The organism is Oceanobacter sp. 4_MG-2023 (genome assembly GCF_030689165.1).
Lineage (GTDB): Bacteria > Pseudomonadota > Gammaproteobacteria > Pseudomonadales > Oceanobacteraceae > Oceanobacter.
Map to the genome: position 1 here is coordinate 64,492 of NZ_JAUYVV010000006.1, position 17,438 is coordinate 81,929.

Annotated in this window: 16 protein-coding genes; 8 read left to right on the top strand and 8 right to left on the bottom strand. The window is 53.6% G+C overall.

Annotated features, from left to right (window positions below):
* Positions 1–79 precede the first annotated feature (79 nt).
* Genes Q8W24_RS06310 through Q8W24_RS06320 form a run of 3 tightly spaced genes read left to right on the top strand, consistent with a single transcriptional unit; the run spans position 80 to position 4,061 of the window.
* On the top strand, positions 80–1,003 hold the full coding sequence (locus Q8W24_RS06310; protein ID WP_303432138.1) for a MerR family transcriptional regulator: 924 nt from the start codon (positions 80–82) through the stop codon (positions 1,001–1,003).
* The gene (locus Q8W24_RS06315) at positions 1,000–2,016 is read left to right on the top strand and encodes a class I SAM-dependent methyltransferase (protein ID WP_305474765.1); all 1,017 of its coding nucleotides are present in this window, start codon (positions 1,000–1,002) and stop codon (positions 2,014–2,016) included. Before Q8W24_RS06310 ends, Q8W24_RS06315 begins: the two co-directional genes overlap by 4 nt.
* Before the next feature lie 35 nt (positions 2,017–2,051).
* Positions 2,052–4,061 (top strand): TonB-dependent siderophore receptor, encoded by a 2,010-nt coding sequence (locus Q8W24_RS06320; RefSeq protein WP_305474767.1) that lies wholly within the window; start codon positions 2,052–2,054, stop codon positions 4,059–4,061.
* A 113-nt stretch (positions 4,062–4,174) separates the two neighbouring features.
* Here Q8W24_RS06320 and speD read toward each other — a convergent pair whose 3' ends face one another.
* Together speD and Q8W24_RS06330 are read right to left on the bottom strand one after the other, a co-directional pair.
* On the bottom strand, positions 4,175–4,969 hold the full coding sequence (speD, locus tag Q8W24_RS06325) for an adenosylmethionine decarboxylase (protein WP_303432143.1): 795 nt from the start codon (positions 4,967–4,969) through the stop codon (positions 4,175–4,177).
* Positions 4,970–5,047: 78 nt separating this feature from the next.
* Complete coding sequence (locus Q8W24_RS06330; protein ID WP_303432145.1) at positions 5,048–5,467, bottom strand: OsmC family protein; 420 nt, start codon at positions 5,465–5,467, stop codon at positions 5,048–5,050.
* Between the two features lie 389 nt (positions 5,468–5,856).
* Between Q8W24_RS06330 and crp the strand changes: the two genes are divergently transcribed.
* The gene (gene crp, locus Q8W24_RS06335) at positions 5,857–6,495 is read left to right on the top strand and encodes a cAMP-activated global transcriptional regulator CRP (protein ID WP_303432147.1); all 639 of its coding nucleotides are present in this window, start codon (positions 5,857–5,859) and stop codon (positions 6,493–6,495) included.
* 119 nt (positions 6,496–6,614) lie between these two features.
* Here the strand turns inward: crp and trpC are convergent, their stop codons facing one another.
* The 5 genes from trpC to Q8W24_RS06360 all read right to left on the bottom strand — a co-directional run bounded on the left by trpC (position 6,615) and on the right by Q8W24_RS06360 (position 11,547).
* The gene (gene trpC, locus Q8W24_RS06340; RefSeq protein WP_303432149.1) at positions 6,615–7,421 is read right to left on the bottom strand and encodes an indole-3-glycerol phosphate synthase TrpC; all 807 of its coding nucleotides are present in this window, start codon (positions 7,419–7,421) and stop codon (positions 6,615–6,617) included.
* 29 nt (positions 7,422–7,450) lie between these two features.
* Positions 7,451–8,497, bottom strand: coding sequence for an anthranilate phosphoribosyltransferase (gene trpD / locus Q8W24_RS06345; RefSeq protein WP_305414514.1), 1,047 nt, complete (start codon positions 8,495–8,497; stop codon positions 7,451–7,453).
* A gap of 13 nt (positions 8,498–8,510) precedes the next feature.
* Entirely contained in the window at positions 8,511–9,098 is a 588-nt protein-coding gene (locus Q8W24_RS06350; RefSeq protein WP_305474769.1) for an aminodeoxychorismate/anthranilate synthase component II, read from the bottom strand.
* A 72-nt stretch (positions 9,099–9,170) separates the two neighbouring features.
* Positions 9,171–10,655 carry an anthranilate synthase component I gene (gene trpE / locus Q8W24_RS06355; RefSeq protein WP_303432153.1) on the bottom strand — a complete coding sequence of 495 codons (1,485 nt, stop codon included), beginning with the start codon at positions 10,653–10,655 and terminating at the stop codon, positions 9,171–9,173.
* Between the two features lie 214 nt (positions 10,656–10,869).
* Positions 10,870–11,547, bottom strand: coding sequence for an HAD family phosphatase (locus Q8W24_RS06360; protein WP_303432155.1), 678 nt, complete (start codon positions 11,545–11,547; stop codon positions 10,870–10,872).
* Between the two features lie 457 nt (positions 11,548–12,004).
* Between Q8W24_RS06360 and Q8W24_RS06365 the strand changes: the two genes are divergently transcribed.
* A complete protein-coding gene (locus Q8W24_RS06365; protein ID WP_303432156.1) occupies positions 12,005–12,367 on the top strand; it encodes an HPF/RaiA family ribosome-associated protein in 363 nt (120 codons plus the stop codon).
* A 248-nt stretch (positions 12,368–12,615) separates the two neighbouring features.
* Here the strand turns inward: Q8W24_RS06365 and Q8W24_RS06370 are convergent, their stop codons facing one another.
* Complete coding sequence (locus tag Q8W24_RS06370) at positions 12,616–14,424, bottom strand: acyl-CoA dehydrogenase C-terminal domain-containing protein (RefSeq protein ID WP_305474771.1); 1,809 nt, start codon at positions 14,422–14,424, stop codon at positions 12,616–12,618.
* 452 nt (positions 14,425–14,876) lie between these two features.
* Between Q8W24_RS06370 and Q8W24_RS06375 the strand changes: the two genes are divergently transcribed.
* The 3 genes from Q8W24_RS06375 to Q8W24_RS06385 all read left to right on the top strand — a co-directional run bounded on the left by Q8W24_RS06375 (position 14,877) and on the right by Q8W24_RS06385 (position 17,312).
* Entirely contained in the window at positions 14,877–15,695 is an 819-nt protein-coding gene (locus tag Q8W24_RS06375) for a ComF family protein (RefSeq protein WP_305414511.1), read from the top strand.
* A 30-nt stretch (positions 15,696–15,725) separates the two neighbouring features.
* Entirely contained in the window at positions 15,726–16,709 is a 984-nt protein-coding gene (locus tag Q8W24_RS06380) for a serine/threonine protein kinase (protein ID WP_305474772.1), read from the top strand.
* Between the two features lie 105 nt (positions 16,710–16,814).
* The gene (locus tag Q8W24_RS06385) at positions 16,815–17,312 is read left to right on the top strand and encodes an outer membrane beta-barrel protein (protein ID WP_303432164.1); all 498 of its coding nucleotides are present in this window, start codon (positions 16,815–16,817) and stop codon (positions 17,310–17,312) included.
* Positions 17,313–17,438 lie beyond the last annotated feature (126 nt).

The window sequence follows — 17,438 nt, forward strand, 5'->3', positions numbered from 1 at the left end:
GGATTTTCTCCACTGGCCCGGTAACCGTCCACCCGAGGTGACAGCCTGATTGTTACCAGATAACGCAAGAGCTCCTAACATGACAGGCAATGGTTCTGACTCCCATGCTGCGTATTATCCAATCCGGATAGTGTCTGCGGAAACAGGCGTGAATGCCATCACCTTGCGCGCCTGGGAACGGCGTTACGGGCTGATTGAACCGAAACGAACCGCCAAGGGCCATCGCCTCTACACCGAGCAAGACATACAACTGATCAAGCAAGTAACCACCTTATTGAATCGCGGTATCCCCATCTCCCAGGCACAGGCCATGCTGGCCAATGGCGACTCCAATAACGATAGCCCCCTGACGGCGACCAAACCCTCTCAATGGCAGCATTACCGGGAGCTGCTGCAACAAGCAACCCAACATTTTGACGACCGCTTGCTGGCCTCCACCTTTGATGAAGTCAGCCAGTTTTTTCCGGTTGAACTGGCCCTGAGATTTCTGTTTGTACCCTTTTATCGTCAACTTAAAGAGAGCAAATCCCAGCCTTTGGGCGACGCCAGATTGTGTTTTTTCAGTTCTTTCCTACAGGCTCGACTGGCCTGGCGACTGTCAGAAAGCGACACCACGGCCGTCACCACACAACCTCGAATCCTGCTGGCCAACTGCACCAGAGACAGCGAAATCAACTTGCTGTTGCTGGGGTTATTGATCCGTCAGCTGGGCCTTGGAGCCACCCGTCTGTCCGGCCTGATGGCGCTGGATCAGATTATTCTGTTACTGAACGAGTGCCGACACTGGCCCGTCGCAGTTCTACAAATAGAAGTAATTCCTTCGACAGAACGTATCCAGCAATTACACACCATTGCCGCAGAAACCGGCTGCCCGCTGTTTGTTACCGGGCAGGCCAGTGAATTTGATGGTCCGCTACGCCAACAAGGGCTGGTCCCGCTTGGTGACGATTACCAAATAGCAGCATTAAACGTACGAGACATAGTGCAAGGAATGACGGCATGAACCAGGCCCCCTATCAGTTATTGACCCGCCACCCGGATTTACTGACTGCCAACACACTGATTCTGACCAGTGAAAGTGAGACCGACCCGGCCTGGCTAGCCATGGTACGCAGCGCCGGATGCCGTGTGCAAACCTGGGACTGGCGCTGCTATCAGGTCATGCTGGCCGCCCTCGGAGAAGACAAGGTCACCTTCGCCATCCCCGAAGTTGAACTGCCAGACAATACCGAACGCGTCATTATCGTCTGGCCCAAAGCCAAACAGCTGGCCATCGCCCTGGTACAGATGCTGACCCGGATTCCGGCTCACCGACATCTGCCAGAAGTCTGGCTGGTTGGCTCCAACGACAGCGGCGGCAAAAGCATCAACAATGCGATCAAGCATCTGGCCGATACCATGAAACACGATAGTGCCCGTCGCTGCAGCTTGTGGTCAGCGTTGTTACGGCCCCAACAAGCGTCTTTCAACTGGCTCGCTCTCGCCAAGGCTACCCATTATGACGGCCGGGATTACCTCTCCTTGCCCGGAGTGTTCAGCCAGGGTTCCCTCGACAAGGGCAGCGAATTACTGCTGGCCCAGCTCAAGCCACTGCATGGCAACGTATTGGATCTGGGGTGCGGCTCTGGCCTGCTCGGAATCAGTCAGGCATTACGCAGCACCGACATCAATCTTACGCTGGCAGACACCGATGCCTTCGCCTTGCGCAGCAGTGCCCTGAACGCAGCCCGTATGGGCGTAAAAGCAGATATTGTGGCCAGTGACGGCCTGGGCCAGGTCAATGGCTACTTCGATACCATCATCAGCAACCCACCGTTCCACGCCGGCAAGGAAACCGATTATCAGTTTGCCGAACAGCTGTTTGCCAATGCGCGCAAGCAATTACGGGCAGGAGGCAAACTATGGATTGTGGCCAATCGTCATTTGCCTTACGAAGAGTGGGCCGCGCGCTGCTTCAGCCAGGTCGAGGAAGTCGCTACCGCCAATGGCTTCAAGATACTGCGCATCAGCCATTAATGTCAGACCAGAGCCAGATGCCAGGGAGATGTTTCATGTTCCGCACCGCACCAGTGGCCAAGATCAAGCAGCATCAGTATCTCCCTGGGTCTGGGGTTATTCAGCTGTTTATGGTGCTGCTATTCGGAGCAGCAACGACAGCCCAGGCCAATGACGCCACACTGTCCTACGACCCGGAAAATTATAATCGCTTCCTGCCTCTGACCGCCCTCGACCTGCTCGGTCAACTCCCGACAGCCGGTTTGGGCAAGAACCTTAATCTGGAAGATGACGTACTTCTCTACGGCATGAGCGGCAGCTATCAAAGCCTGTTGATCAATGGCCAGCCATTACTGGGCGACAGTAATGCTCAACGAGTAGCGCTGGAACGTATTCCCGCAGCCATGATCAAGCGTATCGACATCAGTGAAAACAGCCAGGCAGATCAGGACTGGGGAGGCGGTGCCGCCGGGGCCATCAATCTTATTCTCAAAGACCAGTTCAGCCCCGATACTTATCTGGCTGGTATCAGCGGCCCTTACCAGGGTTATCAGCTACTGGCAGATGCCTCACCATCCCCGAACCTGCGCGTCGGGCTCTCCCGCATCCGTCAGGTCAGCCACAGCCAGGGCTCGTTCACCACTGCTGACCTGAATCAGGATTGGTCACAACGGCGTCAGCAACAGGATGACACCTTCCGGCTGTCCCACCAAATGACCTGGTCCACCGCCACTCGCCTGAGCAGTGAACTGATTCTGATGAACAGCGACTATGACCGCCAACACGAGCCACTGCCGTTCACCCTGCGTTACGATGCCACTCACCCGGGTCTGAGTGATACGTCTTACCAGCATAACCGGACAAACCAGCACCTGCGCCTGAATGCCAGTCATCGCCGTGATAGCCTCATCAGCCAAGTGTCATTGGCGGGTGAACAGTTCAAGCAACAACAGCAGCGCGACACCACCAATAACGACGAGAATGCCAGCCGTTATCGACTCCACTGGACACTGGCAGAAACTCGCGACGAACATCGCTGGTCCCTGGGCCTTGGCTATCAGCAACGCAAACAAAACACTTTTTATTCTGGCACCGGCCAGCAACGGCTCAAGTTCAAGGAGAATCGGGCTTCTGCATTTGTGCAGGATGCCTGGCAGGTCACTCCCGGCACTCGGCTGACCCTGGGGTTACGCCTCGAGTCTTATGAGCTCAGCCAGGATAACGCCGGGAGCCAGAATCTGGACCAGCAATCTGAAATCGCCACCGCCAGTTACTGGTTACCCAGTGCAATTCTAAGCCGCCGCCTCGACTATCACCAACAGCTGCAAATCAGCCTTGGTCAAAGTATCCGCCCGGCCCGTGCCAGCGACCGCGTGCCCCATAACCTGGACGACGAAGAGCTGGTATGGATCGGCAATGCCGACCTGGTCGACGAACAAATGACGTCTTATGTGATCCGCTACCAACGCCAGTTCCAGACCGGCGTCCGGGCCGAAGAAGAAGGTGTGGTGCTGTCATTGTTTCAGCGCAGCATCTATCAGCCGATTCATTATCTTTACAGTGCCACCACCTCCGGGCAGTTTCAGGTCACTCCGGTCAACAGCGCCGTCCCGGCGGTATTACGTGGCGTCAGCCTGACCATGCGCAAGCCGTTACAACGGGGAGACAATCCGCTGATCATCGAGCTGGGAGTCAATCTGTATGACTCCGACATTCGCGGTAGCGAGGTGATTGAACAACGGCGACGACTGGACCAGACCCCGGATTCAGTGGTCAAAGCCAGTGTCGAGTACTGGTACCTGCGCCATGCCCGTATCGGTGCCTACTGGTGTTATCAGGGCCCGTCGACGCATCTGGCGATTGGCGACAGCAGTGATATCACCGTCCACAATACATCGACCCACAATGCTGGCGGCTATCTGGATTATTCATGGAAAGGAGGCTGGCGGATTGGTGTTTCCATCAATCAGCGCCAGGCCGGCGACTATGACAGTGACTCCCCGGCCTTCCACATGGAAAGCGACAACGAATGGCGCTGGCAATTACAGCTACGCAAAGAAAGCTGAATCACCCCAAAAGATCAAGAGACTGACACCAGAACGGGGCAGCCGAAACAGCCGCTGGCTGATACCGGGCAGCGCGCTGATCACAGCCACCCCCGGAGTACTGCAGAACTGCTTTAATCTGGCATATTACGGGAGTAGAAAATCTCCAGCATTTCCTTGCGCACCTTGTTCTCGATCACATCCCGTTCAGCGTCACTCAGGCTGAGCGCAGCTTCACCAAACAGATAGTTATCCAGTTCAAAATCCTTCAGCAGCATCTTGGTATGGAAGGTATTTTCCTGATACACATTCACATCGATGGTCTGATAGGCGTTACGGGTATCTTCGGTCAGGTAGTTCTGGATCGAGTTGATATCATGATCAATATAATGCTTGTTGCCATCGACATCGCGGGTAAAACCGCGCACCCGATAATCCACCGTCACAATATCGGAGTCCAGCGCATGAATCAGATAGTTCAAAGCCTTCAGGGGTGAAATCAGCCCACAGGTCGATACATCAATATCCGCCCGGAAAGTACTGATCCCGCCATCCGGATGGCTTTCCGGGTAGGTATGCACGGTCACATGGCTTTTATCGAGGTGTGCCACCACAGAATCTCTCAGCGGCCCCGGCTTCTCTTCCATCAGGTCATCGCTGGGCGGCACTTCATGCTCAGCAATCAGAATGGTTACACTTGCACCCTGGGGTTCATAATCCTGACGAGCCACGTTCAGAATATTGGCACCAATAATATCCACCACATCGCCCAGAATCTGGGTCAGGCGATCGGCGTTATAAAGCTCATCAATGTATTCAATATACTCCTGGCGCTCTTTCTCGGTCTGGGTATAACAAATATCGTAGATATTAAAACTCAAGGACTTGGTCAGGTTGTTGAAGCCGTGCAGGCGCAACTTGTCGTTCAATAGCGTATCCTCATCAACCCCGCCTGATGCGGTGGTGTGGATGTTAAGTAGGTTAACCTTCGGTCTGAATACCTGATATCAGGCTTCAATCACTTCATGACTGTGAGTAATTTCAACCCCAGCCTGTTCGAGCATAATCGATGCTGAACAATATTTTTCTGCCGACAAAGCCACAGCCCGCTCGACACTGCCCGCCTTCAGGTTCTTGCCAGATACCTTGAAGTGTACGTGTATGCGCGTAAAAACCGACGGCACCGTATCGGCCCGCTGCGCTTCAATGGCGGCCACACAATCGGTCACTTGCTGGCGCTGCTTGGTCAAGATACTCATGACATCAAAACTGGTACAACCGCCCAGCCCCAGCAGCAGCATTTCCATTGGCCGGACGCCCATGTTTCTGCCGCCGTGATCTTCTGGTCCATCCATGACAACTGTGTGACCACTGCCAGATTCACCCAGGAACATGGCCCCATCTACCCACTTGATTTCTGCTTTCATCTTATCAACCAGCACAGTTATTGGAGGAAGGCGCGGAGCGTATCATAACCAGCACGCCCGGTTAAATTGTCTCAGTCAGACGTGTCACCCTACTGCCGTATTTTGTCATTTTAACAATAAGATACAATTTAATTGCTCCTGCAGACGTCAGCAGTCCGGCAAAAAGTAGTATCCTCTGCCTTTTGAAAAAATCGATCTAACATATAAATCAACGGCTTACGCGATATTTACCCTATATGACCAATATTAATGATCTGGTTCACGGAACTGAAAACCATACGCTCTGTAATGGTAAAAGCACTAACGCACTGCGTCACAAACTGACATACTGTTTAACTTATTCTGTTCATGAGCAATAATTGCATCAGTACCGGATTGGAAGCCCAACTATGAGCCTGGTAAGACTGCCCCAAAAGGATCCCTACCTGGAAGACTTTTTGTCTCAATGTCACCGACGCCGTTATCCGGCGCGCAGCACTCTGATTTATGCTGGAGAAGAAAGTCATACCTTGTACTATCTGGTTAAAGGTTCCGTCAGCGTCATCATTGAAGACGAAGATGGCCGCGATATGATCATGGCCTACCTGAATCCGGGTGACTTTTTTGGTGAAATGGGCCTGTTTGATGAAGAACACAAAACCCGCACCGCCTGGGTAAAATCCAAAACCGAATGCGAAGTGGCCGAAATCAGCTACAGCAAATTTGAAGAACTGGTCAAACTGAACCCGTCATTACTGTTCCGCCTGTTCCGTCAAATGGCACATCGCCTTGGCCATACCACCCGCAAAGCAGGTGATCTGGTGTTTATGGATGTAACCGGTCGAGTGGCCCGCACCCTGTTGGAACTCAGCAAGGAGCCAGATGCCATGACGCACCCCGATGGTATGCAAATCAAGATTACCCGTCAGGAAATTGGCCGCATCGTTGGCTGTTCCCGTGAGATGGTTGGTCGTGTATTAAAAGACCTTGAAGATGGTGGCCTGGTATCAGTCAAAGGCAAAACCATGGTGGTCTACGGCACCCGCTAGCTGTACATACAATCATTGAGCAGGCTGTGCGCTACGCCAGCCAAAGCTGCGACCAAAAAAAGCATTGCCTGTGGCAATGCTTTTTTGTTTGTAATGCGTATCAGGATAACCAGTGATGGTCAGAAAAACAGCTGACTCAATGCCTCACCCGGATCTTGTGCCCGCATAAAGGCTTCGCCAACCAGAAAACCGTGCACGTTACGCTGACGCATGGCATCCACATCGGCACGCTGCAGAATCCCGCTTTCCGTCACCAGCAAGCGGTTATCGGGTATCGACGCCAATAATCCATAAGTGGTTTCCAGCGTTACTTCAAACGTATGCAGGTTGCGGTTATTGATTCCCAGCAACGGCGTGGTCAACGTCAAGGCTGATTCCAGCTCATCGTGGTCATGCACTTCCACCAGTACATCCATTCCCAGTTCATGAGCCAGGCCTTCCAGATCCTGTAGCTGCATTCTCGACAGCGCCGAGACGATCAGCAGAACACAATCGGCATTCAGCATGCGGGCTTCATAAATCTGATAGGGGTCGACCAGGAAATCCTTGCGGATCACCGGCAGCGAGCAGGCTTGACGCGCCTGCTGCAAAAAATCTTCATGGCCCTGGAAATACTCATGATCTGTCAGCACCGACAAACACGCTGCACCGCCTTGCTCGTAAGATTCGGCAATCGCACCCGGCACAAAATCTTCTCGTATCACGCCCTTGGAGGGTGATGCCTTTTTGATTTCAGCAATCACCGCGGGATCACCCGCATCAATACGGGTACGCATGGCCTGACAGAAGCCTCGCAACTGTTCCGGGTCCTGGTCCTGTGCCTGCGCTTTCAGCTCGACGACCGGCAGCTCACGCTGCCGTTGTCTGACTTCCACCACCTTGGTAGCGAGAATTTTTCGGAGTACGGTTGGTGTTTCGTTATTCACTGCGTTATTCGCCTTTGGTTTCGCCGCCGTCAGGCCGCACCATCTTCGGCCAGACAGACTGAAAAGCTGACCAGCTCTTTCATTTTTTCCAGTGCCAGACCCGAATAAATCGCGTCTTGCGCCATGCTGACACCATCTTTCAGATTCAACGCCAGACCGGCAACATAAATCGCAGCACCGGCATTCAGCGCCAGCATATCGGCGGCTTTTTGACCGGCTTCGGTTTTACGCTTGCCCAGTGCATCCTGAATCAGTGCCAGGCTTTCCTCGGCGCCATCGACCGTCAGACCACTCAGGCTGCGAGGTTCAATCTCAAGCTCTTCCGGACGAATGATACGTTCCCGCAACTCACCCATATACAGTTCACACGCAAAGGTTGGAGCCGCCAGACTGATCTCATCCAACCCATCGTCTGAATGTACCACCATGACATGGCCCGCGCCCAACCGCTGCATCACTTCTGCCAGCGGCCGTACCAGCTCTTTGCTGTACACACCGATCAACTGGTTCGGGACACTGGCCGGATTGGTCATTGGCCCGAGAATATTAAAAATTGTCCTCATACCCAGCGACTTGCGTACACCAATCGCATGTTTCATGGCACTGTGATGCTGAGGCGCAAACATAAAGCCCACGCCCAGCTCCTCTATGCAACGAGCCACCTGAGTGGCATCCAGAGTCAGCTTGACCCCTGCAGCTTCCAGTAAATCGGCGCTGCCGGATTTTGATGACACTCCGCGATTACCGTGCTTGGCCACTTTGCCGCCGGCCGCCGCTACCACAAAGGATGAAGCCGTCGAGACATTAAACAGGTTCGATCCATCACCACCGGTCCCCACAATATCCACCGCGTGTAACGGATGAATGGTGACGCCATGGGCCAGCTCTCGCATAACCCGGACGGCTCCGACGATTTCATCGATGCTTTCGCCTTTCATTCTCAAGGCAACCAGAAACGCACCGACCTGGGCATCGTCACACTGTCCGGCCATTATCTGTCCCATAACGTCGGTCATCTCGTCCGTCGTCAGGTCATTACGTTCGACAACCCGAGCGAGGGCAGCACGCATTTCCATATCAGTCTCCTGGTCAGTTCAGCCGTATGTGCAAAAAATTGTTGAGCAAGTCATGGCCGTGCTCAGTCAGAATGGATTCAGGATGGAACTGAACCCCTTCAATCGCCAGCTCGCGATGTCGAATCCCCATGATTTCTTCCTGGCTGCCATCGTCATTCTGGGTCCAGGCCGTCACTTCAAGGCAATCCGGCAAGGTGTCTTTATCAATCACCAAAGAATGATAACGGGTCGCCTGATAGGGATTGGTCAGGCCCTTGAACACACCGACATCGCCATGATGAATGGCCGATAATTTACCATGCATGACCTGTCCGGCTCGTACGATGGTGCCGCCAAATACCTGCCCAATCGATTGATGGCCCAAACAAATTCCCAAAATTGGCACCTTGCCGGCAAAGTGCCGGATAGCGGCCATCGACATTCCGGCTTCATTCGGCGTGCAAGGCCCCGGGGAAATAACCAGGTGATCAGGAGCCAGAGCCTCTATTTGCTCCAGCGTCACCTCGTCGTTACGAAACACCCGTACTTCTGCGCCCAACTCGGCGAAATATTGCACAATGTTGTACGTAAAAGAATCGTAGTTATCTATCATTACCAGCATGCTGTACTCCAACGGCGCCCGGCATCAGGCCCTTGTCATTCATTCGGTAGGTAGCGACCTGTCTGCAGGTCGTTATTGATCCAGCCCGGCTTCAGCCAGAGCAACGGCACGGAACATGGCGCGACCCTTGTTCAGGGTTTCCTGCCATTCCATTTCCGGCACCGAGTCGGCCACGATCCCGGCTCCCGCCTGAATATTCAGCATGCCGTCCTTGATGACCGCGGTACGAATGGCAATCGCCGTATCCATATTGCCATTCCAGCTCAGATAACCGACCGCACCGCCATACACACCACGCTTGGTGCTTTCCATCTCATCAATGATTTCCATTGCCCGGATTTTGGGCGCACCACTTAAAGTACCGGCCGGATGTACGGCTCTCAGTACATCCATGGCCGTGGTGCCTTCTTTCACTTGCCCGGTGACATTGGAAACGATATGCATCACATGACTGTAGTGCTCCACCACCATCCGGTCGGTCAGCTCTACCTTGCCCGTCTGGGCAACCCGGCCAACGTCATTACGCCCCAGATCGATCAACATCAGGTGCTCGGCGATTTCTTTCGGATCGGCCAGTAATTCCTGCTCCAGCGCCAGATCTTCAGCGGCGTTGTGACCACGCTTGCGTGTACCGGCAATCGGCCGCACCGTGACTTCACCATCTTCCAGCCGGGCCAGAATCTCTGGTGAAGAACCGACCACATGAAAGTCACCCAGATGCATGCAATACATATAGGGTGACGGGTTCAGCGTCCGCAGGGCACGGTAGATATTGACCGGATCACCGGCAAACGGAATCTGCATCCGCTGGGATATCACGCACTGCATGATATCGCCAGCGAAGATGTAATCCTTGATCGAAGCGACTGCCGCACGGAATTCATCGGCACCAAACATTGAACGAAAATCTTTTTCCTCGACCTCGCGCGGCTGCGCCAGCGGCTGGCCTATTTCCCCCTGATAGGGCTGACGCAACTGTTCGCGCAGTTGCTCGATACGCTGTTCAGCCACCGCCAGCGCGTTGGGCTGTTGCGGATCGGCCAGCACGATCAGATGCAAGGTGCCACTGAGATTGTCGAACACCACCACTTCTTCGGACACCATCAGCAGGATATCCGGGGTATTCAGCTCATCAGCGGGGCAGCCTTTTTCCAGCCGGGGTTCGATATAGCGCACGGTATCGTAACCAAAGTAGCCGACCAGCCCGCCCTGAAAACGCGGCAAGCCGGGCAAGTCCGGGACTTTGTAGCTTTGCTGTAACTCGCTGATGTATTGCAGCGGGTCACGCACTTCCAGCTCGCTGACCGTGTCACCGTTTTCTTGCCGGATAATCCGATGGCCCGTTACCTTGATAACATGGCGGGCGGGTAATCCGATCATTGAATAACGCCCCCATTTCTCCCCACCCTGTACCGATTCGAACAGGTAGGAATAAGGCCGGTCGGCCAATTTGAGGTAGGTACTGAGAGGGGTATCAATGTCGGCCAACACCTGGCGCGACACAGGGATACGGTTGTAGCCCTGGGCAACCAGAGTTTCAAATTCTTGCGGAGTCATAATAGGAACCTGAGTGTGAGTAAACGCAATAACGGATGCATCCTTTTGTGTGATGCAGGAAATCAGGCGTTTATCACCATCGACGGGCGAGTAGCTGGCCCTGTTGCTGAGGACGATCCAGAGGGTAGAACACCACGGGCTCCCTAGTCGTGATTTAATCGAGCATAGATCATACCAGAAGGCCCACCTCCGGCAAGCCTTACAATGGTTGATTTCAGTTTTTGAGTGGTCGCCAGTCCAGACAAGGCCAACTGCGCAAGGCCGCTGCATCACGTAAACGGGCGTTCGGATTCAACACCACTGGCTGGGCGACTTTTTCCAGCAAGGGTAAATCTGCATGACTGTCGGTATAAAAGGCGGCATCACTGAATTTCAGGCCACGCTCACGCAAAAATGCCCGGGCCAGACCAACCTTGCCACTGCCGTAACACAAGGGGCGCTGCAAGCCGACGATACGATCATTCACCACCTTGAGGCGATTACTGATCACATGAGTGATACCCAGCGCGTCGGCGTAAGCACGGGCAACATAATCATCAGCGCCAGTAATCATCACCAGTTCAACCCCCTGGCGCTGGTAGGCAAATAACAGCGAAGCCGCTTGCGGATAAATATGCAGATGCCCACGCTCGGCAAAAAATTGCGCCACCCGCTGCTGATATACAGACAAAGCCATCCCGCGAGCACGGGTCTTGTAATAGTTGGACAAGCGCCAGTGTGTTACCCGACCCTTTTTATAGGCACGATACAAGGAAGCCAGCGCCAGCGTCGCCTCGACCAAAGCCCAGCGCTCACGGCGTACTCGCCATTTGATCCAGAGACTGTTTGCGTCTTTGTTAATCAGTGAGTCGTCCAGATCAAAAAAAACGACCTTTACCTTGTATACCTGCATGACACTCCGCCCACGATGCTGTCGCTCAGACTAACACGCATTCAAACCCTGCCCAATGCGAATTCGTCGCGTCCATTCACTGTTGCATCCAAGGCAAAAAGTTCCGCAAAAAAAACATAAAAATGTTACATCCAGATGATTGACCTTGTGACAAGTTAATGTAGTCTGAAGACATAAGGAAATGACAGAGACGCGGCAACAAGAACTGGCAAAAGATGTTTTCCAGTTCGCCAGTGTTAATGGCAACTTATTGTTTTATAAAGGTTTTAAAGACTACCGTTACGTTGAAGGGAGGTAAATATACCGATCCAGGCGCACTCGGCAAGATCCAGAAACCGGTCTGTATACCAATACGGATCTGCCCTTTGGCACGTGCGTAAAGACAACAGCGCCAACGCGATGTTGTCCGCCGGATTTCCCGGCGTAGCCTCATGCTTATTTTAACCAAGGAGCGTTTATGAAAGGTCTGGCAATCAGTTTTCGTGACATCGAACATTCAGACGGTATAGAAGCATCTATCCGAGAGAAAGCCACCAAACTTATCTCCACCTTTGACGACATCACCGGGATTCGTGCGGTTGTCGCCATGCCACATAACCACAGCTATAAAGGCAAGTTGGCTCATGTGTCGCTGGAGGTTGGCTTGCCTGGAGAAACTGTCGCGATCACCCATGACAATCACGACAACTCTGACCACGAAGATATGTATGTTGCTGTCAGGGATGCGTTTGAAAAGGCCCAGCGTAAAATCCGCAAGATTCATGAAAAACGGGTTAATCGTAATCGTCGCACGGCCTCGATTGTTGCTCAGGCAACCTGAACCTTGTCGTTAGAGTAGTCTCCATTAAAACCCTGTTAATAGCTCTGAAAGCCGCTGATACCAGCGGCTTTTTTGTGGCTACCCAACACCCAACATCCAGCACTGGCCAAGTGCCATGCAAGCCGGTTTCATATCCACACGGTACAATCCAGCCGTACAACACAGCCGAACAACCCAGGCACATAATCCAGGCATAAAAAAGCCACTCCGAAGAGTGGCTGGTATCCATCAGCGCAATCGCGACCGGCTTACAGGAAAGAGAAATCCTCTTCGGCCATATCCATCAGACTGGCGGCTCCTGCTGTCATGGTGGCAGCATGCATCCGGGTACGGGGCAGGATGCGGCGGAAGTAAAAGTTTGCCGTGGTCAGTTTGGCCTTGTAGAAGGCCTCTTCACTGGTACCTGCAGCCAGCTTGTCCTGAGCTACCTTGGCCATACGCGCCCAGAAGTAACCCAGCACGATATAACCGGAGTACATCAGATAGTCGACAGCAGCGGCGCCTACTTCATCGCGATTTTTCATCGCCCCCATCCCCACTTTCATGGTCAGGTCGCCCCACTCCTTGTTCACTTCCATCAAGGGCTTGATCAGTTTGGACAAGGCTTTATTACCCGACTCCGCCTTGCAGAACTTGTGCACGATCTTGGTGAAGGTGCGCAGGCTCGCCCCTTGCGTCATCAATACTTTACGGCCGAGCAAATCCAGCGCCTGAATACCCGTGGTTCCTTCATAGATAGTCGCAATCCGGGTATCCCGCACCAGCTGCTCCATTCCCCATTCCGCAATATACCCATGGCCACCATACACCTGCATACCCAGGTTGGTTGCTTCACAACCGGCTTCGGTCAGGAAGGCCTTGGCAATCGGCGTCAGGAAACTGAGCAGCTCTTCAGCACTTTTACGTTCGGCTTCGGTCTCGGCTTTTTTGACAATGTCGTTTTGCTGCGAGGCAAAATACACCAGTGCCCGGCTCGCTTCGTTGAGGGCTTTCTGCGTCAACAACATACGACGGACATCCGGGTGCACAATAATCGGATCGGCGGCTTTTTCCGGCGCTTTTGCCCCGGTCAGTGAACGCATCGCCAAACGTTCTTTGGCATACGCCAGAGCACCTTGATAAGACGCTTCCATCGCTGAAGAACCTTGCAAGGCAGTACCGATACGGGCGGTGTTCATAAAGGTGAACATGCAGTTCAGGCCTTTGTTCTCCGGCCCAATCAACCAACCTTGGGCACCATCAAAGTTCATGACACAGGTAGAGTTGCCGTGAATGCCCATTTTGTGTTCCAGCGAGCCACATTCAACAGCGTTTTTATCTCCCAGCGTGCCGTCTTCATTCGGCAGTACCTTGGGCACAATAAACAGCGAGATACCCTTGGTACCAGCCGGAGCACCAGGCAAACGGGCCAGCACGATATGGATAATATTGTCTGCCATATCGTGATCACCGGCAGAAATAAAGATCTTGGTGCCGGTAATGGCATAGCTGCCATCCGGGTTTGGCTCTGCCTTGGCTTTCAGAATCCCCAGGTCAGAACCACAATGCGGCTCAGTCAGGCACATGGTGCCGGTCCACTCACCAGAGACCAGACGGGTCAGATAGGTGGCTTTATGGGCATCGGTACCGTGTTGTTCAATGGTGTTCATGGCACCGTGAGACAAACCGGGGTACATCCCCCAAGACCAGTTGGATGAACCAACCAGCTCGGAAATCACAATCCCCAGTGATTCAGGCAAACCCTGACCGCCAAATTCTTCGTCATGGGCCAGAGACGGCCAACCGCCTTCAACAAACTTGGCGTAGGCTTCTTTAAAGCCGGTCGGTGTGGTGACGGTGCCATCTTCGTGACGCTGACAGCCTTCGATATCACCGACACGGTTCAGCGGTGCCAGCTCTTGTTCACAAAAACGAGCGCCTTCAGCAAGGATGGCATCCACCATGTCCGGAGTCGCCACGTCGGCGTAAGCAGGAATATTGGCGTAATGGGACGGCATATCCAGCAGCTCGTCCATAACGAATTTAATTTCACGCAGGGGGGCTTTGTATTCTGGCATTAGGGATACCTCGTCGCCTGACTGGTTTGGGTCGCCTGATGGCGCTCTGTTTATTAGTAGTCGTACCGGCCATCAATCAATGAACCAGTACGCTGTTGCTATTTCGTTGTTCCGTTGTTGCTTGATCGCCCGGTGACCGCGTCATGCGCGTGTGTTGCCGTGGCGTATCACTTGATGTTTTAAAACAACTGTTTGAAACATACGTTTGCTTTATAGCTCTGTCAAGCAAAAACACACAACAATGACTTGTCATCCCGACACTGGTAGCAGGCAAAATCCCACGCCAATACAACAACGGCTATCAACCCAGCATAGGACACAAATTCCACCACCGAGAAGGCACAATACGGATTAGCAACCATTGACCCGATATCACCCTCCAAGCAGGATAGTGGCTGCGTTTTATCAACAATCAGTATTCAATCAATACCCAATCAGAGTCAGGGAAGACGATGGCAGGCAACCCACAGCAGCAACAACAAAAACAGCAGCAAAACCAGCTACCCAGACAGCGGTCTCTGTCCCGTCAATCAGCCGCCGGGCCGCTGTCGGACTTTCGTTGTGAATGGTGCCAGAGCTCGGTCAGCAAGAGCATCAGTGGGTTTTTGTGTCACCACTGTGAAGAAGTGCTGCGCACCCCCTATCCGGCGTGCAGCCAGTGTGGTGAGTTACTCAATAACAACGAACGCCGCTGCCAGCATTGCCAACAAACGCCACCGGCTTTCGATTACACTCACATTTTTTTACCTTACCAAACACCGGTTAGTCACTGGTTACGCCAGGCCAAAGACCGCCGTCGTTATGAGTGGCTGTTACGCCTGGGTCACTGGATGGCCCATCATCCACCCGCGGCGATTACCCAGGTCGATGCGCTGGTGTACGTGCCATCCGATTGGCGCAAGCGTCTCTGGCGCGGCTTTAACCCTGCCCGGATTATTTGTGAGCAACTGGCTTCCCGTCATCACAAACCGATATTACACCAGGCGCTACGCCGTCGAGGCAGTACCCCACAACGAGGCCAGCACCGCGCTTCCCGCTTGCAGCAAGCTCGGCAACAGTTCGACAGCGGCCAGCAATCCCTGCACGGCATGCACCTGCTGCTGATTGACGATGTACTCACCACCGGTGCCACGGCCGATGCGGTAGCGACCTTGCTGAAGCAGCAAGGGGCAGCCATTGTTGGCGTCTGGGCACTGGCGCGAACACCCCCCCCCGGAATGACCATGCCGTTAGCATTGCATGGATGTGGCTTGCCAGAGAGTCAGGCATAATCGCCCGTTGAATCCAGACGAGGGCCGATTATGTCTACCACACATCCTTACGCCAACCTGACCCCGGAGCGGGTGATGGATGCCATTGAGTCCGTAGGCTATCTCTGTGACGCCCGGGTATTCCCGCTGAATAGCTATGAAAACCGGGTATACCAGGTCGGCATCGAAGACAGCGAACCACTGATCGCCAAGTTCTATCGCCCCGATCGCTGGAGCCGTGCGGCGATTATGGAAGAACACGCTTTCATGTTTGATCTGGTCGAAGAAGAAATTCCGGTGGTTGCCCCGATTCAAATCGATGGCGAAAGCCTGTTCTACAGCGATCCGTTTCTGTTTGCCTTGTTTCCACGTCGTGGTGGTCATGCTCCGGAACTGTCCTCCAATGCCGACCTGGAGTTGCTCGGTCGCTGGCTGGCGCGCTTGCACCAGGTAGGCAGCTGGAAGAACTTTGATCATCGCCCACTGATTCTGGGAGCTGAGGATCTGGCCCAGGCCGCCGACACGGTACTGGCCTCAGGTCATATGCCTCTGGACTACCACGCTGTTTACCAAAGCATCTGGCCGCAACTGGTAGCAAACCTGGAGCAACAGATGTCTTCCAGGTCGTTCCGTACCATCCGGTTACATGGCGATTTACACCCCGGCAATCTGTTATTACGTAATGAACAACTGTGGATGGTCGATTTCGATGATTGTTTACAAGGCCCGGCCATGCAGGATATCTGGATGTTGTTGAGCGGCGCCCGTGACGAACAGGTGTCCCAGCTCAATGTGATTCGTAACGGCTACGAGATGTTCCGCCCCTTCCCTTATACGGAACTTTCACTGGTGGAGTGCCTTCGAACCATACGCGTAATGAAACACGCTGCCTGGTTGTGCCAGCGTTGGGATGACCCGGCCTTCCCTATCGCCTTTCCCTGGTTTGACAGCCACCGCTTCTGGTCTGAACACATCCTGACCTTGCGCGAACAGCAGGCCGCGCTGCAACAGGAGCCGTTAGTACTGTTTGCCTGAACTGTTTGCCTGAACTGTTTGCCTGAACCAGCGCCGGGCCAGCCGGGTCTGTTATGGCAGTGATACGCTCACTTATTGTTATCTAACACGTGTTAAGGAATTATTATGACTCGTTTAATGCTACCCACTCTCCTGCTGCCCACGCTGTTCTGCGCGGCAACGGCCGTTCAAGCCGATGGCATGGACACCAGCAAACTGTATCTCGGTGGCAGTCTCTCCTATAACACCATTGATTCTCCGTTCGGCGGTAGCAGTGCCGATGCCGGAGGCCTGCAGGGATTGGTCGGGTATGACATGGGGTCAATCGATGGAGGCATTCACACCAGCATGGAGCTGGGTATCAGCCAGACCGATGACTTTGACAACACCGATGAGAGCATCAGCGGCCTGTGGATTGCGGCGGTTGTGGAAAAAGACCTGCCGGAAATCAATCCGGAGTTATCCCTGATTGGTCGGGTTGGTATTGATGTCGGCGATGACGACGGCATTCTGACCGGCGTCGGAGTGGGTTATCGGCTGAACAGCCAACTGCAAGTACGCGGAGAGTTTGTAAACAAGGATGCTTCCAATCAATACCTGGCCAGCTTGGTGATTCATCTCTGACGTTCAGGTTTCCGCCAAAAAAAACAGCGCCGTGTGAGTACTCACACGGCGCTGTTAAGCAAACGTTATGGATCGTATTGCCAGCGATGACCACGGGGTCATCTGCAAGCGGTGGTTACCTTTGGC

What these genes read in the sequence shown, in the direction of transcription:
- Q8W24_RS06385 (WP_303432164.1), top strand. Translation starts at nt 16,815, where the DNA reads ATGACTCGTTTAATGCTACCCACTCTCCTGCTGCCCACGCTGTTCTGC.
- crp (WP_303432147.1), top strand. Translation starts at nt 5,857, where the DNA reads ATGAGCCTGGTAAGACTGCCCCAAAAGGATCCCTACCTGGAAGACTTT.
- Q8W24_RS06330 (WP_303432145.1), bottom strand. Translation starts at nt 5,467, where the DNA reads ATGAAAGCAGAAATCAAGTGGGTAGATGGGGCCATGTTCCTGGGTGAA.
- Q8W24_RS06350 (WP_305474769.1), bottom strand. Translation starts at nt 9,098, where the DNA reads ATGCTGGTAATGATAGATAACTACGATTCTTTTACGTACAACATTGTG.
- Q8W24_RS06365 (WP_303432156.1), top strand. Translation starts at nt 12,005, where the DNA reads ATGAAAGGTCTGGCAATCAGTTTTCGTGACATCGAACATTCAGACGGT.
- trpD (WP_305414514.1), bottom strand. Translation starts at nt 8,497, where the DNA reads ATGGAAATGCGTGCTGCCCTCGCTCGGGTTGTCGAACGTAATGACCTG.
- Q8W24_RS06375 (WP_305414511.1), top strand. Translation starts at nt 14,877, where the DNA reads ATGGCAGGCAACCCACAGCAGCAACAACAAAAACAGCAGCAAAACCAG.
- Q8W24_RS06310 (WP_303432138.1), top strand. Translation starts at nt 80, where the DNA reads ATGACAGGCAATGGTTCTGACTCCCATGCTGCGTATTATCCAATCCGG.
- Q8W24_RS06380 (WP_305474772.1), top strand. Translation starts at nt 15,726, where the DNA reads ATGTCTACCACACATCCTTACGCCAACCTGACCCCGGAGCGGGTGATG.
- Q8W24_RS06320 (WP_305474767.1), top strand. Translation starts at nt 2,052, where the DNA reads ATGTTCCGCACCGCACCAGTGGCCAAGATCAAGCAGCATCAGTATCTC.
- trpE (WP_303432153.1), bottom strand. Translation starts at nt 10,655, where the DNA reads ATGACTCCGCAAGAATTTGAAACTCTGGTTGCCCAGGGCTACAACCGT.
- Q8W24_RS06360 (WP_303432155.1), bottom strand. Translation starts at nt 11,547, where the DNA reads ATGCAGGTATACAAGGTAAAGGTCGTTTTTTTTGATCTGGACGACTCA.
- Q8W24_RS06370 (WP_305474771.1), bottom strand. Translation starts at nt 14,424, where the DNA reads ATGCCAGAATACAAAGCCCCCCTGCGTGAAATTAAATTCGTTATGGAC.
- Q8W24_RS06315 (WP_305474765.1), top strand. Translation starts at nt 1,000, where the DNA reads ATGAACCAGGCCCCCTATCAGTTATTGACCCGCCACCCGGATTTACTG.